At 60.0% G+C, this 23,738-nt stretch carries 25 protein-coding genes; 15 read left to right on the top strand and 10 right to left on the bottom strand.

Annotation, left to right across the window (positions count from 1 at the left end; all coding sequences use genetic code 11):
• The first annotated feature begins 54 nt into the window (after positions 1–54).
• Positions 55–2,379 carry an ATP-binding protein gene (locus AAEO81_RS09705; protein ID WP_341963138.1) on the top strand — a complete coding sequence of 775 codons (2,325 nt, stop codon included), beginning with the start codon at positions 55–57 and terminating at the stop codon, positions 2,377–2,379.
• 56 nt (positions 2,380–2,435) lie between these two features.
• On the opposite strand, the gene AAEO81_RS09700 is transcribed toward AAEO81_RS09705, so the two are convergent.
• Both AAEO81_RS09700 and msrB read right to left on the bottom strand, forming a co-directional pair.
• Entirely contained in the window at positions 2,436–2,921 is a 486-nt protein-coding gene (locus AAEO81_RS09700; protein ID WP_341963136.1) for a glutathione peroxidase, read from the bottom strand.
• Between the two features lie 85 nt (positions 2,922–3,006).
• Complete coding sequence (gene msrB / locus AAEO81_RS09695) at positions 3,007–3,405, bottom strand: peptide-methionine (R)-S-oxide reductase MsrB (protein WP_341963135.1); 399 nt, start codon at positions 3,403–3,405, stop codon at positions 3,007–3,009.
• Positions 3,406–3,597: 192 nt separating this feature from the next.
• Between msrB and AAEO81_RS09690 the strand changes: the two genes are divergently transcribed.
• Together AAEO81_RS09690 and htpX are read left to right on the top strand one after the other, a co-directional pair.
• Positions 3,598–4,809 carry a pyridoxal phosphate-dependent aminotransferase gene (locus tag AAEO81_RS09690; RefSeq protein ID WP_166596725.1) on the top strand — a complete coding sequence of 404 codons (1,212 nt, stop codon included), beginning with the start codon at positions 3,598–3,600 and terminating at the stop codon, positions 4,807–4,809.
• Between the two features lie 317 nt (positions 4,810–5,126).
• Complete coding sequence (gene htpX / locus AAEO81_RS09685) at positions 5,127–6,014, top strand: protease HtpX (protein ID WP_341963132.1); 888 nt, start codon at positions 5,127–5,129, stop codon at positions 6,012–6,014.
• Positions 6,015–6,106: 92 nt separating this feature from the next.
• Here htpX and AAEO81_RS09680 read toward each other — a convergent pair whose 3' ends face one another.
• Positions 6,107–6,763, bottom strand: a complete 657-nt coding sequence (locus AAEO81_RS09680; RefSeq protein WP_341963131.1) for a thiopurine S-methyltransferase — start codon at positions 6,761–6,763, stop codon at positions 6,107–6,109.
• A 106-nt stretch (positions 6,764–6,869) separates the two neighbouring features.
• Here AAEO81_RS09680 and AAEO81_RS09675 point away from each other — a divergent pair, with 106 nt between their 5' ends.
• Entirely contained in the window at positions 6,870–7,637 is a 768-nt protein-coding gene (locus AAEO81_RS09675) for a class III extradiol ring-cleavage dioxygenase (RefSeq protein ID WP_341963130.1), read from the top strand.
• Between the two features lie 103 nt (positions 7,638–7,740).
• Here AAEO81_RS09675 and AAEO81_RS09670 read toward each other — a convergent pair whose 3' ends face one another.
• A complete protein-coding gene (locus AAEO81_RS09670) occupies positions 7,741–9,417 on the bottom strand; it encodes a DEAD/DEAH box helicase (RefSeq protein ID WP_166596721.1) in 1,677 nt (558 codons plus the stop codon).
• 416 nt (positions 9,418–9,833) lie between these two features.
• On the opposite strand from AAEO81_RS09670, the gene AAEO81_RS09665 reads away from it, so the two are divergent.
• On the top strand, positions 9,834–10,625 hold the full coding sequence (locus tag AAEO81_RS09665) for a crotonase/enoyl-CoA hydratase family protein (protein WP_341963128.1): 792 nt from the start codon (positions 9,834–9,836) through the stop codon (positions 10,623–10,625).
• A 9-nt stretch (positions 10,626–10,634) separates the two neighbouring features.
• Here the strand turns inward: AAEO81_RS09665 and AAEO81_RS09660 are convergent, their stop codons facing one another.
• On the bottom strand, positions 10,635–11,390 hold the full coding sequence (locus AAEO81_RS09660; RefSeq protein WP_341963126.1) for a spermidine synthase: 756 nt from the start codon (positions 11,388–11,390) through the stop codon (positions 10,635–10,637).
• A gap of 125 nt (positions 11,391–11,515) precedes the next feature.
• Here AAEO81_RS09660 and AAEO81_RS09655 point away from each other — a divergent pair, with 125 nt between their 5' ends.
• Positions 11,516–12,862 carry a 3-deoxy-7-phosphoheptulonate synthase class II gene (locus tag AAEO81_RS09655; RefSeq protein WP_341963125.1) on the top strand — a complete coding sequence of 449 codons (1,347 nt, stop codon included), beginning with the start codon at positions 11,516–11,518 and terminating at the stop codon, positions 12,860–12,862.
• A gap of 188 nt (positions 12,863–13,050) precedes the next feature.
• On the opposite strand, the gene AAEO81_RS09650 is transcribed toward AAEO81_RS09655, so the two are convergent.
• Both AAEO81_RS09650 and AAEO81_RS09645 read right to left on the bottom strand, forming a co-directional pair.
• The gene (locus tag AAEO81_RS09650; protein WP_341963124.1) at positions 13,051–14,298 is read right to left on the bottom strand and encodes a winged helix-turn-helix domain-containing protein; all 1,248 of its coding nucleotides are present in this window, start codon (positions 14,296–14,298) and stop codon (positions 13,051–13,053) included.
• 50 nt (positions 14,299–14,348) lie between these two features.
• A complete protein-coding gene (locus tag AAEO81_RS09645) occupies positions 14,349–14,582 on the bottom strand; it encodes a DUF1127 domain-containing protein (protein ID WP_341963123.1) in 234 nt (77 codons plus the stop codon).
• A 98-nt stretch (positions 14,583–14,680) separates the two neighbouring features.
• Here AAEO81_RS09645 and AAEO81_RS09640 point away from each other — a divergent pair, with 98 nt between their 5' ends.
• On the top strand, positions 14,681–15,535 hold the full coding sequence (locus AAEO81_RS09640; protein WP_341963122.1) for a LysR substrate-binding domain-containing protein: 855 nt from the start codon (positions 14,681–14,683) through the stop codon (positions 15,533–15,535).
• Positions 15,536–15,544: 9 nt separating this feature from the next.
• Here the strand turns inward: AAEO81_RS09640 and AAEO81_RS09635 are convergent, their stop codons facing one another.
• Positions 15,545–16,291: a sulfite exporter TauE/SafE family protein gene (locus AAEO81_RS09635; protein ID WP_341964511.1), complete on the bottom strand. Its 747-nt coding sequence runs from the start codon at positions 16,289–16,291 to the stop codon at positions 15,545–15,547.
• Positions 16,292–16,531: 240 nt separating this feature from the next.
• Here AAEO81_RS09635 and AAEO81_RS09630 point away from each other — a divergent pair, with 240 nt between their 5' ends.
• The 3 genes from AAEO81_RS09630 (at position 16,532) to AAEO81_RS09620 (ending at position 18,820) form a co-directional block, all read left to right on the top strand.
• Complete coding sequence (locus AAEO81_RS09630; RefSeq protein ID WP_341963120.1) at positions 16,532–17,005, top strand: MarR family transcriptional regulator; 474 nt, start codon at positions 16,532–16,534, stop codon at positions 17,003–17,005.
• Between the two features lie 349 nt (positions 17,006–17,354).
• Entirely contained in the window at positions 17,355–17,774 is a 420-nt protein-coding gene (locus AAEO81_RS09625) for an organic hydroperoxide resistance protein (RefSeq protein WP_166596713.1), read from the top strand.
• A 26-nt stretch (positions 17,775–17,800) separates the two neighbouring features.
• The gene (locus AAEO81_RS09620) at positions 17,801–18,820 is read left to right on the top strand and encodes an alpha/beta hydrolase (RefSeq protein ID WP_166596712.1); all 1,020 of its coding nucleotides are present in this window, start codon (positions 17,801–17,803) and stop codon (positions 18,818–18,820) included.
• Positions 18,821–19,050: 230 nt separating this feature from the next.
• Here AAEO81_RS09620 and efp read toward each other — a convergent pair whose 3' ends face one another.
• The gene (gene efp, locus AAEO81_RS09615) at positions 19,051–19,620 is read right to left on the bottom strand and encodes an elongation factor P (protein ID WP_341963116.1); all 570 of its coding nucleotides are present in this window, start codon (positions 19,618–19,620) and stop codon (positions 19,051–19,053) included.
• A gap of 87 nt (positions 19,621–19,707) precedes the next feature.
• Positions 19,708–20,841 (bottom strand): elongation factor P maturation arginine rhamnosyltransferase EarP, encoded by a 1,134-nt coding sequence (earP, locus tag AAEO81_RS09610; protein ID WP_341963115.1) that lies wholly within the window; start codon positions 20,839–20,841, stop codon positions 19,708–19,710.
• A 117-nt stretch (positions 20,842–20,958) separates the two neighbouring features.
• Here earP and AAEO81_RS09605 point away from each other — a divergent pair, with 117 nt between their 5' ends.
• From AAEO81_RS09605 to AAEO81_RS09585, 5 genes are all read left to right on the top strand, one after another.
• Positions 20,959–21,354, top strand: coding sequence for a hypothetical protein (locus AAEO81_RS09605; protein WP_341963114.1), 396 nt, complete (start codon positions 20,959–20,961; stop codon positions 21,352–21,354).
• 24 nt (positions 21,355–21,378) lie between these two features.
• Positions 21,379–21,861: a transcription elongation factor GreAB gene (locus AAEO81_RS09600; RefSeq protein ID WP_341963113.1), complete on the top strand. Its 483-nt coding sequence runs from the start codon at positions 21,379–21,381 to the stop codon at positions 21,859–21,861.
• 122 nt (positions 21,862–21,983) lie between these two features.
• Positions 21,984–22,190 (top strand): hypothetical protein, encoded by a 207-nt coding sequence (locus AAEO81_RS09595; RefSeq protein WP_341963112.1) that lies wholly within the window; start codon positions 21,984–21,986, stop codon positions 22,188–22,190.
• An 89-nt stretch (positions 22,191–22,279) separates the two neighbouring features.
• Positions 22,280–22,840: a DUF1003 domain-containing protein gene (locus tag AAEO81_RS09590; protein ID WP_166596706.1), complete on the top strand. Its 561-nt coding sequence runs from the start codon at positions 22,280–22,282 to the stop codon at positions 22,838–22,840.
• Positions 22,841–22,961: 121 nt separating this feature from the next.
• Entirely contained in the window at positions 22,962–23,501 is a 540-nt protein-coding gene (locus AAEO81_RS09585) for a PaaI family thioesterase (RefSeq protein ID WP_166596705.1), read from the top strand.
• The last annotated feature ends 237 nt before the right edge of the window (positions 23,502–23,738 follow it).

Here is a 23,738-nt window from a genome sequence, read left to right as displayed (position 1 = left end):
CTTGGCCCGCAATGGACACAAGAAGTGCACGTGCCCCATGGATCAAGCGCCCCTATGGATATTCGACTTACCCAGCGACTGTCGTACAAACAGGTCCGTTTGACCGTTCTGCTCGGCTTTCTATTGGGAACGCTGTTCAGCCTGATACAAATTGCAATCGATTATGCCAGCGAAGACGCTTCTATCGATCGTGAAATTCGCTCGTTGCTGCAAATCAGCCACAACCCGGCGTCGCGCGTCGCCTACAACATCGACGCCGAGCTCGCGCAAGAGCTGACCCTTGGCTTGCTTCGCTCCCCGGCCGTGATCGGTGCTCGGCTGATGGACAACAACAATGTGTTACTGGCGTCCGTCACACGGCCGCCAGCAGAAAGCCCCTATCGCCTGATCAGCGACGGCCTGTTCGGCCAGAGCCGTGAGTTCGTGGATACCCTCCACCTGGATCACATGCCGAACGAAGCCATCGGCACCTTGTCTCTGAACGTCGACACCTACGCGTTCGGCAGCCACTTTCTGCAACGGGCGGTGATCACGTTGCTTGGCGGCTTTGTCCGCAGTCTGGTGTTTGCCGGGATTCTGTTGGGGTTGTACTACCTGACCCTGACCAAACCGCTGACCGGGGTCATCCGCGCCCTGTCCAGCCGCGACTCTCGCAGCCCCACACAAACGCCACTGCCCTGCCCGCCCGGCCATGAAAACGACGAAATCGGCGTGCTGGTGCAAGTGGCGAATCAACAGTTCGAAAACGTGGCGAGTGAGTTCTGCCGTCGTCGAGACGCTGAGAACCGCTTGACCGAGCACCTCAACGAGCTGGAAAACGTGGTCTCCGCCCGCACTCAAGAGCTCAAGTCCAGCAACGCGCGCCTCAGCCAATCCAACGAAGAACTGCAGATCGCCCGCAGCACGGCACTGGACATGGCTCACGCCCGCTCGGCCTTTCTGGCGCACATGAGTCATGAGATCCGCACCCCGCTCAACGGTCTGCTGGGCATGCTGGCGTTGTCACTGGACGGCCCGCTCAGCGCGGAACAACGTCAGCAACTGTCCATCGCCCATGACTCGGGCAAGGTGCTGGTGGAGCTGCTCAACGACATCCTCGACCTGTCGAAATTCGACGCGGGCCAGTTAGAGCTGGAGCGCATCCCGTTCGATCTCGGCACCCTGATCGAAGACACCGCCAATCTGCTCTCGCAAAACGCAGCGCCCAGCGTTGAACTGACATGCCTGATCGATCCCCGCTTCCCGGCGTTGGTCATGGGCGACCCGACGCGTGTACGGCAAGTCGTCAGCAACCTGCTGTCGAATGCGCTGAAGTTCACCCGTGCCGGGCGTGTGGACGTGCGACTGAGTCAGCAGGGCGGCAAAGTGCGCATCGAAGTGTGTGACACCGGCATCGGCATCCCTCAGGATGCACAGGCGAAGATTTTCGAGCCATTCACCCAGGCCGAAGCGGCCATTACCCGTCAGTACGGCGGCACTGGGCTGGGGCTGACCCTGACCTACAATTTGTGTAAAGCGATGGACGGGCAACTGAACATCGAATCCACCCCCGGCGTCGGCAGCCGGTTCTACGCCGACCTGCCGCTCCCGGCCCACACGCCAGCACCCATGTGGCCCGCGCTGAAAGGCCATGTGGTGGTGGTCAGCGCCAAGGGCAGCGGCCTGACGGAGCTGCTAAGCCGCTTGCTGCCAGAATGGGGCATTGATTACCGGCACTTTTCGGTGAACCACCCACAATCCAACGTACAGCCTGATCTGCTGATCACCGACTGCCCGGAATGCCTGGTGGGGATGCGCCCTGGAACGGACATTCCGATTCTGCTGGTGACGGCGTATGGCAATTTCATGCCAGCTGAGCAGGTCATCGCCCTGGCGCCACTGCATCAACAGGCGCGCCCTCTGTCGCGGCAGATCTTGCATCAAGCGTTGCGGCGAAGTCTGCACGTCGAGGACGTTTTGAACGGCGATCGTCTGCCCAGTCCGAAACCCGTGGCCCACCGTGCGCGCATTCTGTTGGTCGAAGACAACCCGGTGAACCAATTGGTCGCCAAGGGCATGTTGAGCAAGTTGGGGTGTGACGTGGTGGTCAGCAGCCACGGCGGCGAAGCGATACAACAACTTGAGCGCAATCACTTCGATCTGGTGCTGATGGACTGCAACATGCCGGTGCTGGATGGCTACGAAGCGACACGCCTGATTCGCCAGAGCGGCAAATGGCCCGACCTGCCTATCATCGCTCTGACCGCCAACGCCATGCCCGAAGAGCGAGAGCATTGCCGGAACGCGGGGATGAATGACTATCTGGCGAAGCCGTTTCACAAGGAAGAGCTGGTGAACATGCTGGATCAGTGGACAGCAGCTTCGAGCGTCAAGCTTTAAGCGACAGGTTGAACAGCGCCAGGCTTGCAGCTTGACGCTGGAGGCTCGCGGCGGCTTTATCTCAGCAGCGCTTCAATATCCGACTTCAGCTCTTCCGGCTTGGTCAGCGGCGCGTAACGCTTGACCAGCTTGCCATCGCGACCCACGAGAAATTTGGTGAAGTTCCACTTGATGCGCTCGGAGCCCAGCAGCCCGGGCGCCTGTTTCTTCAACTGCACGAACAACGGATGAGCGTCGCTGCCGTTGACGTCGATCTTCTTGAACAGCGGAAAACTGACCCCGTAATTCAACTCGCAAAACTCGGAAATCGCGCCTTCGTTGCCGGGTTCCTGTTTCCCGAACTGGTTGCAGGGGAAGCCCAGCACCACCAGCCCACGATCTTTATAGGTCTGCCACAGCTCTTCGAGCCCCTTGTATTGCGGGGTGAAGCCGCATTTGCTGGCGGTGTTCACGACCAGCACCGCCTTGCCTGCGTAATCGGCAAGGGTCTTTTGCTCGCCCTTGATCGTCTGCACCGGGATGTTCAGCAACTGTTCGCTCATGGCCGCGTCTCGAAAGGATCAAACCGCCAAATTAGCGCGCCAGTGGTTGGCGCGCCATTCAATTGTTCAGCGTGATATCACGGCATCAGGCAGCGCGGGCCACCAGGTCCAGGCACACCGAGTTGATGCAGTAGCGCAGCCCTGTCGGCGGCGGGCCGTCAGGAAAGACATGGCCCAAGTGAGCGTCGCACTTGGCACACACCACTTCGGTGCGAATCATGCCGTGGCTCACGTCGCGCACTTCCACCACCGCGCTGCCTTCGAGCGGCGCGTAAAAACTCGGCCAGCCGCAGCCTGAATCGAACTTGGTGGTTGAGTCGAACAACGCTTCGTTGCAGCACACGCAGTGATAAACACCATCGGTCTTGGTGCTGTTGTATTTGCCGGTGAAGGGTCGCTCGGTGGCCTTCAGACGGCAGACCTGGTACTGCTCTGGGTCGAGCATCTGTTTCCATTCTTCGAGGGATTTTTCCAGCTTGTCCACGGGTACACCTCCACCATTCAAAAAGCCCGATCTGTGTCTTTTCCACGGGTCGGGTGGCACGTATGATTGCGCCTTCGTTGGACGCCAGTCTGTCACCGGCCTTCAAGGCATACAAATTCATTTTGATGGCGTCGTGCTCAGCGGTTCGCGCTCCCTCTCACGGCGAACCCTTTTATTGTCGGGATCAATCACATGCAGTTCAGCAAATCGAACAAGCTCGCCAACGTCTGCTACGACATTCGCGGGCCCGTGCTCAAGCACGCCAAACGCCTGGAAGAGGAAGGCCATCGCATCCTCAAGCTGAACATCGGCAACCCGGCGCCGTTTGGTTTCGAGGCGCCGGACGAAATCCTGCAGGACGTGATCCGCAACCTGCCGACCGCACAGGGCTACAGCGACTCCAAGGGCCTGTTCAGCGCGCGCAAGGCCGTGATGCAGTATTACCAGCAGAAGCAGGTCGAAGGTGTCGGCATCGAAGACATCTACCTGGGCAACGGCGTGTCCGAGCTGATCGTGATGTCGATGCAGGCGCTGCTGAACAACGGCGACGAAGTGCTGGTGCCAGCCCCTGACTACCCGCTGTGGACCGCAGCGGTCGCCCTGTCCGGTGGCAGCCCCGTCCATTACCTCTGTGACGAGCAGGCCAACTGGTGGCCTGATCTGGACGACATCAAGGCCAAGATCACGCCGAACACCAAGGCGATGGTGATCATTAACCCGAACAACCCGACCGGCGCCGTCTATTCGAAAGAAGTGTTGCTGGGCATGCTGGAAATCGCTCGCCAGCACAACCTCGTGGTGTTCTCTGACGAAATCTACGACAAGATTCTGTACGACGACGCCGTGCACATCTGCACCGCGTCGCTGGCGCCGGATTTGCTGTGCCTGACCTTCAACGGCCTGTCGAAGTCCTATCGCGTGGCCGGTTTCCGCTCCGGCTGGATCGCCATTTCCGGTCCGAAGCACAACGCCCAGAGCTACATCGAAGGCATCGACATCCTGGCCAATATGCGACTGTGCGCAAACGTGCCGAGCCAGCATGCGATCCAGACCGCATTGGGGGGCTATCAGAGCATCAACGACCTGATTCTGCCGCCAGGCCGCCTGCTGGAACAGCGCAACCGGACCTGGGAACTGCTCAATGACATTCCCGGCGTCAGCTGCGTGAAGCCGATGGGTGCGCTGTACGCGTTCCCGCGCATCGACCCGAAAGTCTGCCCGATCCACAACGACGAGAAGTTCGCGCTGGACCTGCTGCTGTCCGAGAAGCTGCTGATCGTTCAAGGCACGGCGTTCAACTGGCCATGGCCGGACCACTTCCGCGTGGTGACGTTGCCGCGTGTGGATGACCTGGAAGCGGCGATTGGCCGTATCGGTAACTTCCTCAAGACGTACAAGCAATAACGGTGCATTTGTGCCGAGCATGCCCACGCCCTGCGTGGACATGCGTCCGCTGACGTCCCGCCTCACCCCGGCAACGGACGCAGAGCGTCCAACGCGGCGTTACCACACAGAGCCTGTGAACGATCGGGCAACGATCAGGCCATGCAGCCCCCGATTCAAACAATGGCGCTACCGCCACCCTCCCGCTCTGGGTCCATAATGACCCGGGCGATGCAAACGACACAGTTTGAAATAGTCGCCCGGTTGAATACCCACCGACATCACCTTATATACCCCGCAACGCGTTACACATTCTTCACGAGGAGAAATTCCACACCATGATGCGCATCTTGCTGTTCTTGGCCACTAACCTTGCGGTCGTGCTGATTGCCAGCATCACCTTGAGCCTGTTTGGCTTCAATGGGTTCATGGCGGCCAACGGGGTTGACCTCAACCTCAATCAGCTGCTGATTTTCTGCGCCGTTTTTGGTTTCGCTGGCTCGCTGTTCTCGCTGTTCATCTCCAAGTGGATGGCGAAGATGAGCACCGGGACCGAAATCATCACCCAACCCCGCACCCGCCATGAACAATGGCTGCTGCAAACCGTTGAACAACTGTCCCGCGAAGCTGGCATCAAGATGCCAGAAGTCGGAATTTTCCCGGCCTACGAAGCGAACGCCTTCGCCACCGGCTGGAACAAGAACGATGCATTGGTCGCGGTCAGCCAGGGCTTGCTGGAGCGCTTTTCGCCCGACGAAGTGAAAGCCGTGCTGGCCCACGAAATCGGCCACGTCGCCAACGGTGACATGGTGACACTGGCGCTGGTTCAAGGCGTGGTGAACACCTTCGTGATGTTCTTCGCGCGGATCATCGGCAACTTCGTCGATAAAGTGATCTTCAAGAACGAAGAAGGCCGTGGCATGGCGTTCTACATCGCGACCATCTTCGCCGAGATCGTCCTGGGCTTCCTCGCCAGCGCCATCGTCATGTGGTTCTCGCGCAAACGCGAATACCGCGCAGACGACGCCGGTGCTCGCCTCGCCGGTACAGGCGCGATGATCAGCGCTTTACAGCGCCTGCGTTCGGAACAAGGCGTGCCAGTGCAGATGCCCGACAGCCTGACGGCGTTCGGCATCAACGGCGGCTTGAAGCATGGCCTGGCGGGTCTGTTCATGAGCCACCCAGCGCTGGAAGACCGCATCGAGGCGTTGCGTCGTCGGGGTTGATACCGCGCACCGCAGGTACGAGAAAGGGCGACTTCGGTCGCCCTTTTCTTTTGCCATGAAAACCGTACTACGGCCGAGGCAGGCCTCCGTTGTTACCGCCGAAACAGCCGATACGCATACTCCATCAAACGCGTCGCGCCCGCCTGTTTGAACTTGGGGCTTTGCGCCAGCACATCGCCCTCGCCGACCATTTTCACTCGCCATTCCGGCGACAGCAGTTGCTGCACTTCATCTTCATCCACCGAAAACGGCGGGCCGTCGATCTGAGACTGATCGTAGTCCAGGGTGATCAGCAGACCGCGAGAGTCTTGGGCCATGAGGCGATTGATCTGCTCGACGTAACGCCAGCGCATGTCTGACGGCAGCGCAATGATTGCGGCTCGGTCGTACCACGCGGTGCAATGTCCGACGTCCTTCGGTTTGAGCGCGAAGAAATCACCGCACCAGATTTCGACGTTCTTGTGGGCGTAAACCTTGAACGCACCGCGGGTTTCGATCTCGGGTAAAAACCCGTTTTCGCTGAACCAGGCCTGGACTGCCTTCTCGGAAAGCTCGGCGCCGAGCACCTGCAGTCCTTGATCGGCCAGCCAGTTGATGTCGACGGTCTTTCCGCACAGCGGCACCAGAACGCGCTCACCGGGCTTTACGTTCAATTCAGACCACAGCTTCACAAGATACGGATTCACCTCTGACTGATTGAAGCCAATCTGATTGATCGCCCAACGCTCATGCCAAAACTGCGGCTCCATAAATGCTCCTGATATTTCGATCAAACGGCACTAAAACTTATATTAGATTTAGATCAATGATCTGCCTGATCATGGCCACTATCTTATACGCTCAGGACGCCCGCACATGTTCCCTAGCCTGTTCATTTCTCATGGCTCCCCAATGCTTGCGCTGGAACCCGGCGAGAGTGGCCCGGCGTTGCGGCGTCTGGCGGCTTCCATGCCTCGGCCAAAAGCTATTGTGATCGTCTCCGCGCACTGGGAAAGCAACGATTTGCGCGTCAATGGCAATCCGCAACCGGAAACCTGGCATGACTTCGGCGGTTTCCCCGCTGCACTGTTTGCCGTGCAATACCCCGCGTCCGGCCATCCCGAGACGACGCAACGGGTGGTGGATTTATTGGCAGCCGCTGATCTACCTGCCGTTGTGGACAGCCGCCGCCCCTTTGACCACGGCGTCTGGGTGCCGTTGTCGTTGATGTACCCTCAGGCCGACATCCCGGTCGTGCAGGTGTCGCTGCCAACGCGCTTGGGGCCTGAGCTGCAGACTCGCGTCGGCAAAGCGCTGAGCCAATTGCGCGAAGAAGACGTGCTGGTGATCGGCTCGGGCAGCATTACCCACAACCTGCGTGAGCTGGACTGGCACGCCGGACCGGAAAGTGTCGAGCCATGGGCATTGACCTTCCGTGACTGGATGGTGGAAAAGCTGGCGGCCAATGATGAAAACGCCCTGCACGACTACCGCCGCCAGGCGCCGAATGCTGTGCGTAATCATCCGAGCGATGAGCATCTGCTGCCGCTTTATTTCGCCCGGGGTGCCGGAGGTGAGTTCAGCGCAGCGTATCAGGGCTTCACCATGGGCGCGTTGGGGATGGATATTTACCGGTTTGGGTAATTGATTGCCCGCTCCTCATTGATCACGGCGCACCAAAACGCAGACAAAAAAATCCCCGAACCAGTCGGGGATTTTTTCGTTCAGACGATCAGCTCAACGCCAATCAGTCTTCGCGATAGCGACGGAGTTTCAGCTGCTTGCCCGCAACGCGGGTGTCTTTCAGCTTGGCCAGCAGACGCTCAAGGCCGTCTTCCGGCAGCTCGACGAGGCTGAAGCTGTCACGCACCTGGATGCGGCCGATGGCTTCGCGGGCCAGACCGCCTTCGTTGAGGATGGCGCCCAGCAGGTTTTTGGCAGCGATACCGTCACGCGCACCCAGCGCGGTACGGCAACGTGCACGGCCTTCAGCCAGTGGCATCGGCGCACGACGCTCGCGGTCGCCACGATCGGGACGGTCGCCCGACGGACGATCGGCACGGTCGCCACGCGGTGCATTGTTCGGCACCAATGGACGCTCTTTCTCGATGGCAGCGAGGGTCAGCGCCTGGCCGTTGGTGGCCTTGCGCAGCAGTGCGGCAGCCAGGGCACGCGGAGTGCAACCGATGTCGGCAGTCAGACGGTCCAGCAGCTCGCCATGGCTGGCTTCGGCATCGGCCACCAGTGGCGCGAGGCTGTTGGTCAGTTTCTTGATGCGGGCATCGAGAACGGCTTGCGAGTCTGGCAGGCGAACTTCGGCAACCTTCTGACCGGTCACACGCTCGATCACTTGCAGCATGCGGCGCTCACGCGGGGTCACCAGCAGCAGCGCACGGCCTTCGCGACCGGCACGACCGGTACGGCCGATACGGTGAACGTAGGATTCCGGATCGTACGGCATGTCGACGTTGAATACGTGAGTGATGCGCGGAACGTCCAGACCACGGGCAGCAACGTCGGTCGCGACAACGATGTCCAGGCGACCATCTTTCAGCGAGTCGATGACGCGCTCACGCTGGTTCTGGGCGATATCACCGTTCAGCGCGGCAGCCTTGTAGCCTTTGGCTTCCAGAGCGCTCGCCAGGTCCAGAGTGGCCTGCTTGGTGCGGACGAACATGATCAGGGCGTCGAAATCTTCGACTTCCAGCAGGCTCAGCACGGCAGAGGTCTTCTGGTCAGCGTGAACCAGCAGGTGAGCCTGCTCGATCGCGGTGACGGTCTGGGTCTTGCTCTGGATCTTGACGTGTTTCGGGTCTTTCAGGTGACGCTCGGCGATCGCACGGATCGACTGCGGCAGGGTCGCCGAGAACAGCACGGTCTGGCGAGTTTCAGGCATGGCCTTGAAGATGACTTCGAGGTCGTCCATGAAGCCCAGCTTCAGCATTTCGTCAGCTTCGTCGAGCACCAGGTGGTTCACGGTCGCCAGGACTTTTTCGTCACGACGCAGGTGATCGCACAGGCGGCCCGGGGTAGCGACGACGATTTGCGCGCCGTTACGGATGGCTTTCAGCTGTGGGCCCATCGGCGCACCGCCGTAGACGGCCACGACGGTCACGCCCGGCATTTGCTTGGCGTAGGTTTCGAACGCGGTGGCGACTTGCAGGGCCAGTTCGCGGGTCGGCGCGAGGATCAGCGCTTGCGGCTCGCGTTTTGCCGGGTCGATGCGGTTCAGGATAGGCAGTGCGAAGGCCGCGGTTTTACCGGTACCTGTCTGCGCCTGACCGATCATGTCGTGACCGGCAAGAATAATCGGGATCGATTGCTGCTGAATGGCCGAAGGCTCTTCGTAGCCGGTAGCGATAACGGCTGCAACAATATTCGGATGAAGGTCGAGAGCGGCGAAGCCGCCGGTTTCCTGGGTCATGGGTCTGCCTCTGAGTGCATCCGCAAAGACCCATGCTTCAAAGCTGCGCGTGCCGTGTAAGACCCTAGAGTCACCCTGGCTGCTTTGTCGGCGGGGATTTGCGAAAACGTATTGATGAATGGATCGTCAAGGATAGTTCGTGTTGGAACCAGCCTGCGAAGAAGGCTTCGCAAACCCATACCGTGACGAGGGCCCTATGAAAGGCCGGCGCGCACTATACCGGAAATGCCAAAAAAAGTGAGTATTTTTTTCACACAGAGAAGTGCGTGCGTCTAACGGTCACAGGCTTTGCGCAAACCTGTGTCAGTGTCTATTTTTTAAAAGCCCGGTATTACTGGCGGCGGGGGCTTAAACGATTCACCTCATCAGTCAGGCAGCCCACCCTCCTCATCTCCTCAGCCTGCAGGAATAGCGACATGACCTCTTCGATCAAAGGCCACGTCAGCCGGGAACAACGCGGCGCCATCATGCTCATCGGGCTCGACCGGGTGGCCAAGCGCAACGCCTTCGACATGGGCATGCTCAATCAGCTCAGCCTGGCCTACGGTGAGTTCGAACGTAACGATCAGGCGCGGGTCGCCGTGGTGTTTGCCCATGGCGAGCACTTCACGGGCGGGCTGGACCTGGCGGACACCGGCGAAACACTGATGAACGGCTGGCAGTTGCCGGAAGGCGGCTGCGACCCATGGGGCGCTTTCGAAGGGCCACGGGTCACAAAACCGGTGATCGTCGCGGCGCAGGGCTACTGTTTCACGCTCGGCATCGAACTGATGCTGGCCGCCGACATCAACCTGTGCGCCAGCAACACCCGCTTTTCGCAGCTCGAAGTGCAGCGCGGCCTGTTCGCGTTTGGCGGCGCAACCTTGCGCATGCACCAGATCGCCGGGTGGGGCAATGCCATGCGCTGGCTGTTGACCGGCGACGAATTCGACGCCCATGAAGCGTTGCGCATGGGGCTGGTGCAGGAAATCATGGCGTACGAGGATTTGCTGCCGTGTGCGCTGCATCTCGCAAGTCGCATCGCCGAACGCGCGCCGCTGGGGGTTCGTGCGACGTTGGCGTCGGCCCGTCAGGCGGTGTGTGAAGGGGAAGACGCGGCAGCCCGACAGTTGCCAGCGCTGATGAAGCAGGTGATGTCCAGCGAGGACGCCAAGGAGGGCCTGCGCGCTTTGATCGAGCGCAGGCCGGGGTATTTCACCGGGCACTGAACGCCTCGGTCAGGTCGCCGGGCGCACGGTCTTGATCAACGGCAGCAGCGAGTAACCCAGTTGCGGCGCGAGGGTTTCGGCGCGCTCGATCAGCGCGTCCATGTCCAGCGTCTGGTCCAGATCAGAAGGCACGATGAGGATGACGTTGCCTTCTTTGACCGGCAGCTCCCAGTAATGGCGGTGATACAGCCCGCGCAGCAACGCTGCCCCCAGCGGTTTGCCATCGTCCGAGGCCCATTGGTTGATGATCAGCCAGCCGCCCGGATTGAGCCGCTGCTGGCATTTCTCCAGAAAGCCCCACGCCAGATGCCCCACCGCCGGCCCTGTGTCGGTGTAGAGGTCGACGAAGATCAGGTCGGCGCTTTCAGCAGTGGGCAGCAATTCCAGCGCATCGCCAATACGGATATAGAGGCGCGGATCGTCCGCCAGCCCCATGTATTCCATGGCGAGGCGCGGTACGTCCGGACGCAATTCGATGGCCTCGACGTCGTCCAGCGGCAGAAACTTGAGGCACGCCTGGGTCAGCGTGCCCGCGCCGAGGCCCATGAATAGCGCACTCTCTGGCGCGTCGTGGCACAACGCGCCGATCAGCATCGCACGGGTGTAGTCGTATTCCAGCCACGCAGGATCAGCCGTGAACGTGCAGCTTTGCTCGATGGCGTCGCCGAACTCCAGGAAGCGGTAGTCGTCCACTTCCAGCACGCGAATCATGCCGAAGTCATCGTGGACTTCAGCCAGCACGCGCTCTACACGCTCCTCGGTCATTGCTGTTCTCTCGGTCAATCGAATTTGGCGCGCGGATTGTCGGCCAAGCGCACCCCGCAGGTCACGCAAATTATCGGGGCGAACTGCTAACATGACCGTCCGATTGCACTGACTTCGAGTTCACCATGAGCCAACCCTGGAGCCCCGACAGCTGGCGGAGCCTGCCTATCCAGCAACAACCCCAGTACCCCAACGCCGACCATGTTCGACGTGTCGAACAGTCGCTGGCCAGTTTCCCGCCGCTGGTGTTCGCTGGTGAAGCCCGCGAGTTGCGCCGTCAGTTTGCCGAGGTGACCCAGGGCCGTGCGTTTCTGTTGCAAGGTGGCGATTGCGCCGAGAGTTTCTTCGAATTCTCAGCGGCGAAGATCCGCGACACCTTCAAGGTGCTGCTGCAAATGGCGATCGTCATGACCTTCGCGGCCGGCTGCCCGGTGGTCAAGGTCGGGCGCATGGCGGGGCAATTCGCCAAGCCGCGTTCGTCAAATGACGAGACTGTCGATGGCGTGACACTGCCGGCGTACCGCGGCGATATCGTCAATGGCATCGGCTTCGACGAGAAGAGCCGCGTGCCGGACCCGGATCGTCTGTTGCAGGCCTATCACCAGTCCACTGCGACGCTGAACCTGCTGCGGGCGTTTGCTCAAGGTGGCTTCGCGGACTTGCACCAAGTGCACCAGTGGAACCTCGATTTCATCGCAGGCTCGGCGCTCTCGGACAAATACAGCCAGCTCGCCGACCGCATCGACGAGACCCTGGCGTTCATGCGCGCCTGCGGCATGGATACCTCGCCGCAACTGCGCGAAACCAGCTTCTTCACCGCCCACGAAGCGTTGCTGCTCAATTACGAAGAAGCCTTCGTTCGCCGGGACAGCCTGACCAACGACTTCTACGACTGCTCCGCGCACATGCTGTGGATCGGCGATCGCACGCGTCAGCTCGATGGCGCGCACGTGGAGTTTCTGCGCGGGGTGAAGAACCCGATTGGCGTGAAAGTCGGTCCGAGCATGAACACCGACGACCTGATCCGCCTGATCGACATCCTCAACCCGGACAACGACCCGGGTCGCTTGAACCTGATCGCGCGCATGGGCGCCAACAAGGTCGGCGATCACTTGCCAGGGCTGATTCGGGCCGTCGAGCGCGAGGGCAAGCAGGTGTTGTGGAGCTCGGACCCGATGCACGGCAATACGATCAAGGCCAGCAGCGGCTACAAGACCCGCGACTTCGCGCAGATTCTGGGCGAGGTGAAGCAGTTCTTCCAGGTGCATCAGGCCGAAGGGACGTACGCGGGCGGGATTCACATCGAAATGACCGGGCAGAACGTTACCGAGTGCATCGGCGGCGCACGTCCGATTACCGAGGATGGCTTGTCGGACCGTTACCACACCCATTGCGACCCGCGGATGAACGCGGATCAGTCGCTGGAGCTGGCGTTCTTGATTGCCGAGACGTTGAAGCAGGTTCGGCGTTGAACCGAGTCAGCATCACACAGGCCAGAACGAACGCCGAGCCCTTGTAGGAGCCGGCTTGCTGGCGAAAACCGAGTGTCAGTCGCCTTACGCATCGCGTCAGATCGCCTTCGCCAGCAAGCCGGCTCCTACAATTGATCGCAAGCAGCCCCCCGTTTCAGGGGCGCGACCAGCGTCAAAGGGCATCTGAATCAACCCTGCCGCAACCCTACGTCGACAAACGCAACACGCAGCCGCGCCGCACTGGCGCGGGGGCAGTTGATCAGCACTTCCGGCAGCCCCAGCCAGTCGGCCAGTCGTCGCAGGTTAACGGCTAACGCGTGCATCCCCTCCTCGTCCAGCCCCGGTTCCTCCTCGTGAACGGCGTGCACGGCCAGCCTTCCTGACGCCCGTTCCGCACGCAAATCGATGCGAGCCGCGATGCGCTCATCGTACAGGAAGGGCAGCACGTAATAGCCGTACACCCGCTTGTGGGCCGGGGTGTAGATTTCCAGCCGATAGTGGAAATCGAACAGGCGCTCGGTCCTGGCCCGCTCCCAGATCAGGGAATCGAAGGGTGACAGCAGCGCACTGGCCGTGATTTTTCGGGGAACGCTGAAATCCGGCAGGGCATAGGCAGGCTGTTTCCATCCTTTGACCTGAACCCGTTGAATCGCGCCCGCCTCCACCAGCTCGGCCAAGCCCTGCCTCGCCGGTAAGGGGTCTTGGCGGAAGTAATCGCGAATGTCTTTCTCAGTGCTCACACCCAACGCCTGAACCGCGTGCAGCAGCAAATCGCGTTGCGCGTCCGTTTCGGCCAGTTCGGGGTGGTTGATGATGGCTTCGGGCAATACCCGCTCCGGCAGATCGTAGAGACGCTCGAACCCTCGACGCCCGGCCACGGTGACTTCGCCCGCCGCGAACAGCCATTCCAGCGCAAGCTTTTCGGCGCTCCAGTCCCACCAGGGACCCGCGCGCTCCTGACGGGTATTGAGCGTGCCCGCTCCCAGTGCGCCCTGTTCGCGAACAGCCTGCAACACGCGGGCGATGGTCGACTGCTCCTCCCGTCCGAACTTGGCCATGTGCTGGTAGATGCCCTCGCCTTGCGACGCCCGTTGCATGCGCCAGCGCATCAGCGGGTACAACTCGACCGGCAACAACGACGCCTCATGCCCCCAGTATTCGAACAGCTTTCGATGTCGACCCTGACTCCACGCGGCCTGATCCAGCAGTTTTTGCGGATAATTGCCCAAGCGGGAATACAGCGGCAGGTAGTGCGAGCGCACCAGCGCGTTGACTGAATCGATCTGCAGCACCCCAAGGCGCTCGATCAATCGGGTGACGTGGCGAGCCGTAATCGTCACGGGCGGCTGACGGCCATTGAAGCCTTGGGCTGCCAGTGCCAGACGACGGGCTTGTTTGATGGACAGGTGTTGCGAGATCGGCAGTTCTGCAGGCATTCAGGACCTCCTGGACGATCTGCAAAACTACCCGATCCCGCCCTGCTCTGTCAGTGCTTAAGTGGATCGTCCCAGAACGGTCTTTCGATTTCGACAAGGACATCGGCGCGCGACAGCCCAATGTCCTTGAGCGCGTCATCGCTCAAACTCGCCAGTTGGACCCGCTCATGATGCAGCTTGCGCCAGCGGGCGACGCGGGCCGCGACCGCATGCCAGGCGCGGTCCATCGCGGAGTCGTGGGACAGGGTTTTCAGCACCAGTACATAACCTTTTTGACCTTTCATCGTCTTGCCCTCCAAGTGGGGATGGCGAGATTGTCTGCCCGGGCTTAAGATCAATCCAACGAATGTTTCTGATGCAGTGCATCTGGGAGATTGATGCAATGGCTACATACCCCAGTATCGACAGCGAGCTGCTACGCACCTTTGTCGCTATCGCCGATCAGGGCGGTTTCACGAAGGCTGGCGAGGTCGTGAACCGCACGCAGTCGGCGGTCAGCATGCAAATGAAACGACTTGAAGATGACGTGGTTCAACGCCCCCTGTTCCAGAAAGACGGACGCGTGTTGAACCTCACAGCAGAAGGGCAAGTGCTGCTGGGCTACGCGCGACGCATCCTCAAACTGCACAGCGAGGTGTTCAACACGCTGCGCGAACCGCACATGGTCGGCACCGTGAAAATCGGCACGCCCGACGATTATGTGATGCGGTTTTTGCCCGGCATTTTGTCGCGGTTCGCACAGGCGTATCCGCTGATTCAGGTGGAAGTGCATTGCGAGTCATCGGCACAACTGCTGCAACGTCAGGACCTCGACCTGAGCATCGTCACGCGCGAGCCGGGGAAGGAAATCGGCCAGATTCTGCGTCAGGAGCGTTTTGTCTGGGCCGAAGCTGCGGGATTCTGCCCACACGAACGGTCGCCGATTCCCCTGGCGATGTTCAACAGCGACTGCTTCTGCCGGTTGTGGGCCTGTAACGCGCTGGATACGATTGGCCGCGAATACCGGGTGGCGTACACCAGCGCCAGCCTCGCGGCGATCATGGCCGTGGTCAGCGCCGGGCTGGCAGTGACGGCTCAGCTGGAAAGCCTGATCACCTCGGATTTGCGCGTGCTCGGCGAGGCCGAAGGGCTGCCGCAATTGCCCTCGGCAAGCATCGTCCTGTTACGCAATCCGAGCAATCCTTCGCCCATCACCGAATGCCTCGCCGATCACATCGCCGAGGGCTTCAAGCTGTGATTTTCGCGGCTACACCCGGAAGCACAGCATGATGGCGCAGATCACCAAGAACACACAGAAGAGCGAACGTAACAGACGCTCGGGCATGCTGTGCGCAAGGGCCACGCCCCAACTGATGCTGGCCAGACCGCCAATCGCCAGCGGTATCCCCATCAGCCAGTTCACATGACCGTGCAAGGCATAGGTGGTCATGGTGATCAGCGTCGCCGGGGCCGCCAGCGCCAGTGCCAATCCTTGAGCAGCGACTTGGGTCGCGCCGAAGATACCGGTGAGGATCGGCGTTGCGATGACTCCGCCACCGACACCGAACATGCCCGCCGTCACGCCCGAACCTACACCTAGCACCCACAACCATTTGCTGTGACGCAACTCGGCGCCGGCGTCGCCTTTGCGCCAATACATCTGGATCAGGTTGAACAGGGTCAGCACGATGAGAAACCCGACAAAGCCGACCCGCATGCTTTGGGCATCAATCCGCACGGCCCACAGCGACGTCAGCCAGGAAATGATGAAGCTCGGGACGATCAGCATCATCGCGTTGCGTACCGAAATCCGGTTGCGCTGGTTATAACGCCACAACGCCAACAGCACGTTGGGCAGCACCATCAACAGCGCCGTGCCTTGCGCCAGTTGCTGATCGAGGCCAAACAACACCCCCAGCGCCGGAATCGCCACCAGCCCGCCACCGATCCCGAACAGACCGCCCAACGTGCCCATGGCCGCGCCCAACAACAGATACCACACCACATCAACGATCACACCCGGTCCTCTTTTCAGTCCTGCGCGCATGCTACGCAGTCAGGGGAATGGAGGAAATCCACAGACCACCATTGGCGTCAACGAATCGTGATGAGTCGATTCACGAATCGTGTTTTATCCATGTCAACGGCGTCCCTGATAGACAAAGGCCTGATCAACGATTAGCCAATTTATCTGGTGCATTAAAGATCATGGCACTAAATTAGTGGGCATTGACGATCAAATGAGGATGTACCCATGAATGCCGACGATAGCGCCACCACGGCGGGCGCTGGCAGTTGCGACGAGTTGCTGCTGGACAATCAGCTGTGTTTTGCCCTGTATTCCACATCGTTGATGATGACCAAGGTGTACAAACCACTGCTTCAAGAACTGAATCTCACTTATCCCCAGTACCTGGCGATGTTGGTGCTGTGGGAAAAGGACGGATTGACGGTCGGAGAAGTCAGCACGCGCCTGTTGACTGACCCCGGCTCCTTGACGCCACTGCTCAAACGCCTGGAAGTCGAAGGTTTGATCAGCCGTACCCGCAGCAAGGAGGACGAACGCGTCGTGCTCTTGCACCTGACTGAACAGGGCAAAGCCTTGCACCAAAAGGCCCAGAGCATTCCTCACTGCATTCTTGCCGCAAGCGGCATCTCCGTGGAACAGCTGCAAGCGTTGCAGCGAGATTTGCTGGGGTTGCGAGGGAATCTGCATCAGAGCCTCTGATCCCTCCTCATCTCACCTCAAAGGTCAGCCCGTGCTGGCCTTTTTCATTTCTGGGCATGGGGATGATGTGCCGAGCCTGGCTTTACGACCGCCGCTCCTCCCTTGACTCATTGCCTCATGCAACACGGTGACTGCCCAGGCGCCCGTATAAAAGACAGTTCCCACCCCAAAATAAATTTCCTTTTAAATCAGTGATTTTATCGAATTTTCGTCAATCATCAAAAATTCTATGGAAATTTATCTTGCGCGCTAAACATTAACGCAGTACATTTCGTCTCACTTGCTTAGCGCACAAACATTTAGCGCAAAGCTAAACGACATAACCCAACGTCATCAGTGAGGAAATATCATGCAAACTCTCTATACCGCAGTCGCAACCGCAACCGGTGGCCGTGATGGCCGTGCTGTTTCCAGCGACAAGATTCTCGACGTGAAACTGGCCACCCCGAAAGAACTCGGCGGTGCTGGCGGTGAAGCCACCAACCCTGAGCAACTGTTCGCCGCCGGCTACTCAGCGTGCTTCATCGGCGCACTAAAATTCGTCGCCGGCCAAAGCAAGCGCAGCATTCCAGCTGACGCCTCGATCACTGCTCATGTCGGCATCGGCCAGATTCCTGGCGGCTTCGGTCTGGACATCGACCTGCACATCAGCCTGCCAGGTCTGGAGCAAGCGGACGCCCAAGCGCTGGTCGACGCCGCTCACCAGGTCTGCCCTTACTCCAACGCCACCCGCGGCAACGTTGACGTCCGTCTGCACGTGACTGTCTAACTCATCCGCTCGCCAAGGAGAAAAACATGAACACGTTCGGCAAGATTCTGGCTGGCTCACTCCTCGCGCTGTCCATCGGTAACGCCTTCGCCGCCACCGACACCGGCGTCGAACACAGCACCCAAGCGTTTCTCGATGCCCTGAATGCAGGGACGGGCAAACCGATGGAGCAACTGTCGCCCAAAGATGCCCGCGCCGTACTGACCGGCGCGCAGGCAGGGGTCAAGCTGACCCTGCCCAAAGCCGATGTCAGCCAGAAGACCATCACGGTTGACGGCCAGACCATCAGCCTGACCATCGTGCGTCCGGCAGGCGTCAAGGGGACCTTGCCTGTGTTCATGTACTTCCACGGCGGCGGCTGGGTGCTGGGCGACTACCCGACCCACGAGCGGTTGGTGCGCGACCTGGTCGAGGGTTCCGGTGCGGTGGCGGTGTTCGTCAACTACACCCCTTCGCCTGAGGCGCACTACCCGACGGCGATCAACCAGGCCTATGCGGCGACGAAATGGGTGGCCGAGCATGGCAAGGAGATCAACGTCGATGGCAAGCGTCTGGCCGTGGCAGGCAACAGCGTCGGTGGCAACATGGCGGCAGTCGTCAGTTTGATGGCGAAGGACAAGGGCACACCGGCGATTCGTTACCAAGTGCTGCTGTGGCCTGTGACCGACGCCAACTTCGATACCGGCTCTTATGAACAATTCGCCGAGGGCCACTTTCTCACCCGCAACATGATGAAGTGGTTCTGGGACAACTACACCACCGATCCGAAGCAACGCGCCGAGATCTATGCCTCGCCACTGCGGGCGACGACGGATCAATTGAAAGGCCTGCCGCCCGCGCTGGTGCAGACCGCTGGGGCCGACGTGCTGCGCGACGAAGGCGAAGCCTACGCCCGCAAGCTGGATCAGGCAGGGGTGCCCGTCACGGCGGTTCGCTACAACGGCATGATTCACGACTACGGGTTGTTGAACGTCATCAGCCAAGTGCCGGAAGTGCGGTCTGCGATGTTGCAGGCGTCGCAGGAATTGAAGGTTCACCTGAAGTAAAACGACGCAGGCCGGATAGATCCTTGGGGTTTTATCCGGCCTCATCGCGAGCAAGCTCACTCCTACAGAGTCACGCGTCGTCTGTAGGAGTGAGCTTGCTCGCGATGAGGCCGGTGCATTCAAACCCTATCAACGCATAGGTGATTCTCATGAACTGGTAACAAGACGCCCACAAAAAAGCCCGACTCGATGGTCGGGCTTTTTCGTGTCCAGCGTTACAAGTGCAATGCTTACTTAGCACGGCCTTTGTAGGAACCGCCTTCACGGGTATCGATCTCGATCTTGTCACCGATTTCGATGAAGTCAGCCACTTGCAGCTCAGTGCCGTTGGCCAGCTTGGCAGGCTTCATGACCTTGCCGGAAGTGTCGCCGCGAGCGGAACCTTCGGTGTAGTCAACGACGCGCACGATAGTGGTCGGCAGCTCTACGGAAACCAGACGGCCTTCGAAGAACACAGCTTCGCAAATGTCGGTCATGCCTTCTTCGATGAAAGGCAGAACGGCTTCGATGTCTTCGGCGTTCAGTTCGTACATGGTGTAGTCAGTGGTGTCCATGAACGTGTAGGAGTCACCGCTGATGAAAGACAGGGAAGCTTCTTTACGGTCAAGGATCACGTCTTCCAGCTTGTCGTCGGCACTGTAGACGGTTTCAGTCTTGTAACCGGTCAGCAGGTTCTTCAGCTTGGTTTTCATGATCGCGCTGTTACGGCCCGACTTGGTGAATTCAGCTTTCTGAACCAGCCAAGGATCGTTGTCGATCTTGATCACGGTACCGGGTTTAAGCTCTTTGCCAGTTTTCATTACGTATATCCGAATTTGGATTGAAGTTCTTTCTAAGCCCTGTACGAAAAGCCACTTTTCGTACAGGGCTTACTACAAGGGCGCGTATCATAGCCAATTTCGGTAAAACCTTACCAGCGCAGTCGTCAGATCGTCCTGCAAGGCCCGTTCCAGACACCAGCGCTCGGCATGCGCCGCCAGCTCACTTCGGTGTTTTTCCAGCGCGGCCCAACTGTGCGTCATGTCCTGTCCGGCACTCCAGTTGCGCCATACTTCGGTCAGCGCCTGCCCCGCTGCGTCGGACAACCCTGCCAGGTACAACTCCAGAAACGCATCGAGCTTGGCCCAATGGGCGTCATCGTCCTGTTCATAGATGTGCCAGATAAAGGGCCGCCCCGCCCACTGCGCCCGGACGAACGAATCCTCGCCGCGTACCACGTTAAAAGCGCAGCACCACAACAGCCGGTCGTAATCCTCCTGACGCACGAAGGGCAAGACCTGAATCGTCAGGTGATCGCGAACGTGCAGCGCGCCCGCCCTGAGGCCCTCGACCCCCAACCAACCCTCGACGTCGCCGATGATCCGCCCTTCCGGCACCAGCAGATGCGTCGGCTGCCGATCCTGAGCCAGGCAGGTCAACCACGATCCCAACCCCGCATGCTCATAGGCAAACAGCGACATCAGCCGCGCGCCGGGTTGTGGATAAACGCCCAGATCGGCCAGAAACGCCTGTTGCGCCGTCGGGTTCTGCTCGAAAGCGTGGCGCCGTTCGATCAGTCCGGCCTCACGCAACAGGCCTCCCGTGCTCTCCCTGAATCCGGGAAAGAAGAAGAACTTCTGAACGCCGCTCGACTGCAGCGACGGCAGGCCGTGACAGCCAGTGACCCATTCTTCGGCGCTGAGGTAATCGAGGTTCAGCCACAGGGGACGCGGCTCGCGGGCTTTCATCGCATCGATCTGCGCAGGTGGCAGATGACAGCCGAAGGCTTCGATGACGACATCGGCCGGTTCGACCGACTGCCAGTCCTTGGGCCAGACATGCACGCTGACCCCGTCCCGCCATTGCTGGGGCGCCTCGGCATCGGCACCCGGGCACAGGCGTGCGAAGGCCGACAGGTCGTCGATCCACAGGCGCACATCCATGTCGTGTTCGGCGACCAACTGCCGCGCCAGGCGATACGTCACGCCGACGTCGCCAAAGTTATCCACAACGGTACAGAAAATATCCCAAGAGGCTTTCATCCCGGCTCCCTGAGGATGTTCAAAAAAACGGATTGTCCTTTATAACGGTGCAGAATCGCCAGCCTTGGTCGTGCGACAATCGGCGTCATCGACCGTGTGCAAGTGGGGAAGTCTGCCATGTACGTCAATCACCGCGAACTGTCTGTCACGCTCCGCCCGTTGAAGCTCATTGTGTCCATCGCGGTCGGCATCTGGCTGGGTTTTCTGGCCGTTGCTCTCACGGCCTTGCTGATCTACAAAGCCCTGCCCGCCGAACAGACGCAGGCCGTCAACAATGCCGCTGCGCAACTGACGAGCCCACCTGCGGCCAAGCCCCAACCGCCAAGCGACAACCCGATGTTCGATCAATACCGGCAGATCCTCCGTGACAGCGAAGCCCGCCAGGCCCAGGAAGCCGAACAGGCCGACCGGCAGCGCAGTTTCAACGGTCCCAAATGCCAGTTCTGGATGCAGCAAAACCAGACCGCCCCGAGCGAAAAGAGCCGCGCGGCGATTTATCAGTTCTGCGGCTGACACCTGACGAGACACAGCAACGACATGAACAAGGAACAGGTCCTACACGGGATCATCGAAAAACTGACCGTTGATCTGGACGTCGCGATTCGTGCCGCACAAACCGCCTACGAAACCGCGACCCACGAAGAAAACATCGCCGAGAACAAGTACGACACGCTGGGCCTCGAAGCCTCGTACCTGGCCGCCGGGCAGGCGCGTCGGGTCGAAGAGATTCGCCAAGCGCTGGTCGCCTATCAAAAGCTGACGCTCAAGCCGTTCGATGAAGAACGCGGGATTCAATCGGGCGACGTCGTCACCCTCGAATCGGCCAGCGGCGTCGAGCAGCACCTGTTTCTGGGGCCAGATGCGGCGGGCCTGAAGATTCTCGTCGAGGGCACCCTGATCACCGTCATCACCCATCGTGCGCCTCTGGGGCAGAACCTGCTGGGCAAATTCGACGGCGACGATGTCGACATCATCGTCAATGGCAGTCGTCAATCCTTCGAGATCACCCGCGTACTGTGATCCGTTGATCATTTGCAGGGTTGAAGGGTCTGACGTGTTGTGGGTATGGTGCGTTGTCGCACGACAAACGGTAAACCCGGAATACGGAGCCGGGCACAAGGATTTAACCAAGGAGATATTTCATGACGAACGTCATTACCTTCCCTGACGCCCATGAACGTGATCGCCTCAAGTCCAGTGACCACAAAGGGTTGAGATACCTGAACAAGAAAGAGCGACAACTGATCGACTGTCTGCGCATGACCAGCCACGCGGGCCGTCAATACGTGTACGACTACGCGAACATCATGCACCGGTCCAAGCCGTTGTATCCCGAGCAGGACGATTGAAGGGTCAGGGCGTTCAGCGCCGGTTCAGTACAAAGCCATCGGGCGCGGGCCTATAGTGGGCCTCTCTTTTTTGCCTGCGAGAACGCCCCATGCCTGTCGACGTGCCTGAACCCGCCGCTTCCAGCCCCGCCACCGAACCCACGCCTGTGAAGGTCGATCATCTGCGCTTTCACAAAGCCCACGCGCATCTCGGGCCGACCTTTGGCAATGACGCCTTCGCGTTGAAAGCCGAGGCGTTCGCTCGGTTCTTCGGCACGCCGACGTTTCTGGGTGCGCAAACCCTCCTGGTCCTGTTGTGGGTGGGGGCCAACCTGAGCGGGCTGGTGAAATTCGACGTTTACCCGTTCATCCTCCTCAACCTCGCTTTCAGCCTTCAGTCGGCCTACGCCGCGCCTCTCATTTTGCTGGCTCAGACCCGCCAGGCTGCCCGTGACAAAGCCAGCGCCGACGCGGATGCCCAGCACCGTGAAGCCTTGGCCGTGGCCAATGAAGAACGCATGGCCCGCGCCACTCAAAACACCGCGCAACTGCTGGAGTTGATGGAGCAGAACACCCGCCTGACCGAAATGACCAAGGCACTGACCGAGCGGGTCGAAGCCCTGACCGCCGACATGCACAAGCACTTCGTGAAGCGGGACGGCACTGTCTGACTGGCAGTTTAGGGCAGTCGCTGGACATTTATGATATTGCGGTCGTCATGGATGCGCGGGATTATGGTCGTAATTTTTCCTCATCCGACAATCCGTCGGATGCCTCCCGGAGCTTACGCCCATGCACAGCACCTCCCGCGAAGAAACCCTGGCCCTCTGGCACGATCAGGAAGCCGCCATCCGCGCCCGCCTGGGCAAATCCGGCAGCATGAATCTCGCGGAGGTTGCGCAGCTTACGCCTCAAGAATTTTTCGACGGCATCGGCAACGGCGTTTACCCGCACCCACCCATCGGTGAGTTGATGGATTTCGTGCCCATCGAGTGGACACCCGGCACGTTCATTTTTCAGGGCACGCCCGGTCCCCAGCACTACAACCCGCTGGGCATCGTCCACGGCGGTTATGCCGCGACGCTGCTCGACTCCTGCATGGGTTGCTCGATTCACACGCAATTGAAAAAGGGCCAGGGCTATACGACGCTGGACCTGCGCATCAGTTACATCCGGGCGCTGACCAACAAGACCGGCCCGATTCGGGCGGAAGGCACGGTGGTGCACCTGGGCCGTTCGACGGCATTGGCCGAGGGCAAGATTTACGACGCTGACGGTCGCCTCTTCGCCACCGGGACCACCACCTGTTTGATCATGGACATGAATCGGTAGATCAGCGGCACCTCAGTCATGTTTAGCGAATGAATTCGCTCCTACAGATATCCGCAACACCTGCGCGCTCGCGGTTGCACGCGGACCTGTGGGAGCGAATTCATTCGCGATGGCGTTTTCATTCACCTGTATTTGACTGAACCATCCTCCTCCGCGCCCGCTCTACCTTTCCAGCGCATTCATGCAGCCCACTCAAAACTCCCTTGCTCCGCCCCCGGTTTTTCCGCCGGGCCCGGA

Origin of the sequence: Pseudomonas sp. RC10, assembly GCF_038397775.1 — a bacterium.
In the GTDB taxonomy this organism is placed as follows: Bacteria; Pseudomonadota; Gammaproteobacteria; order Pseudomonadales; family Pseudomonadaceae; genus Aquipseudomonas; species Aquipseudomonas bambusae.
The sequence above is the reverse complement of the archived record's forward strand: the minus strand, read 5'-3'. Positions and strand labels throughout refer to the sequence as shown.

What these genes read in the sequence shown, in the direction of transcription:
- AAEO81_RS09585 (WP_166596705.1), top strand. Translation starts at nt 22,962, where the DNA reads ATGCACAGCACCTCCCGCGAAGAAACCCTGGCCCTCTGGCACGATCAG.
- AAEO81_RS09665 (WP_341963128.1), top strand. Translation starts at nt 9,834, where the DNA reads ATGACCTCTTCGATCAAAGGCCACGTCAGCCGGGAACAACGCGGCGCC.
- AAEO81_RS09675 (WP_341963130.1), top strand. Translation starts at nt 6,870, where the DNA reads ATGTTCCCTAGCCTGTTCATTTCTCATGGCTCCCCAATGCTTGCGCTG.
- AAEO81_RS09660 (WP_341963126.1), bottom strand. Translation starts at nt 11,390, where the DNA reads ATGACCGAGGAGCGTGTAGAGCGCGTGCTGGCTGAAGTCCACGATGAC.
- AAEO81_RS09670 (WP_166596721.1), bottom strand. Translation starts at nt 9,417, where the DNA reads ATGACCCAGGAAACCGGCGGCTTCGCCGCTCTCGACCTTCATCCGAAT.
- AAEO81_RS09680 (WP_341963131.1), bottom strand. Translation starts at nt 6,763, where the DNA reads ATGGAGCCGCAGTTTTGGCATGAGCGTTGGGCGATCAATCAGATTGGC.
- AAEO81_RS09650 (WP_341963124.1), bottom strand. Translation starts at nt 14,298, where the DNA reads ATGCCTGCAGAACTGCCGATCTCGCAACACCTGTCCATCAAACAAGCC.
- AAEO81_RS09600 (WP_341963113.1), top strand. Translation starts at nt 21,379, where the DNA reads ATGAACAAGGAACAGGTCCTACACGGGATCATCGAAAAACTGACCGTT.
- htpX (WP_341963132.1), top strand. Translation starts at nt 5,127, where the DNA reads ATGATGCGCATCTTGCTGTTCTTGGCCACTAACCTTGCGGTCGTGCTG.
- AAEO81_RS09605 (WP_341963114.1), top strand. Translation starts at nt 20,959, where the DNA reads ATGTACGTCAATCACCGCGAACTGTCTGTCACGCTCCGCCCGTTGAAG.
- AAEO81_RS09690 (WP_166596725.1), top strand. Translation starts at nt 3,598, where the DNA reads ATGCAGTTCAGCAAATCGAACAAGCTCGCCAACGTCTGCTACGACATT.
- AAEO81_RS09625 (WP_166596713.1), top strand. Translation starts at nt 17,355, where the DNA reads ATGCAAACTCTCTATACCGCAGTCGCAACCGCAACCGGTGGCCGTGAT.
- AAEO81_RS09630 (WP_341963120.1), top strand. Translation starts at nt 16,532, where the DNA reads ATGAATGCCGACGATAGCGCCACCACGGCGGGCGCTGGCAGTTGCGAC.
- efp (WP_341963116.1), bottom strand. Translation starts at nt 19,620, where the DNA reads ATGAAAACTGGCAAAGAGCTTAAACCCGGTACCGTGATCAAGATCGAC.
- AAEO81_RS09590 (WP_166596706.1), top strand. Translation starts at nt 22,280, where the DNA reads ATGCCTGTCGACGTGCCTGAACCCGCCGCTTCCAGCCCCGCCACCGAA.
- earP (WP_341963115.1), bottom strand. Translation starts at nt 20,841, where the DNA reads ATGAAAGCCTCTTGGGATATTTTCTGTACCGTTGTGGATAACTTTGGC.
- AAEO81_RS09620 (WP_166596712.1), top strand. Translation starts at nt 17,801, where the DNA reads ATGAACACGTTCGGCAAGATTCTGGCTGGCTCACTCCTCGCGCTGTCC.
- AAEO81_RS09705 (WP_341963138.1), top strand. Translation starts at nt 55, where the DNA reads ATGGATATTCGACTTACCCAGCGACTGTCGTACAAACAGGTCCGTTTG.
- AAEO81_RS09700 (WP_341963136.1), bottom strand. Translation starts at nt 2,921, where the DNA reads ATGAGCGAACAGTTGCTGAACATCCCGGTGCAGACGATCAAGGGCGAG.
- AAEO81_RS09640 (WP_341963122.1), top strand. Translation starts at nt 14,681, where the DNA reads ATGGCTACATACCCCAGTATCGACAGCGAGCTGCTACGCACCTTTGTC.
- AAEO81_RS09645 (WP_341963123.1), bottom strand. Translation starts at nt 14,582, where the DNA reads ATGAAAGGTCAAAAAGGTTATGTACTGGTGCTGAAAACCCTGTCCCAC.
- AAEO81_RS09595 (WP_341963112.1), top strand. Translation starts at nt 21,984, where the DNA reads ATGACGAACGTCATTACCTTCCCTGACGCCCATGAACGTGATCGCCTC.
- AAEO81_RS09655 (WP_341963125.1), top strand. Translation starts at nt 11,516, where the DNA reads ATGAGCCAACCCTGGAGCCCCGACAGCTGGCGGAGCCTGCCTATCCAG.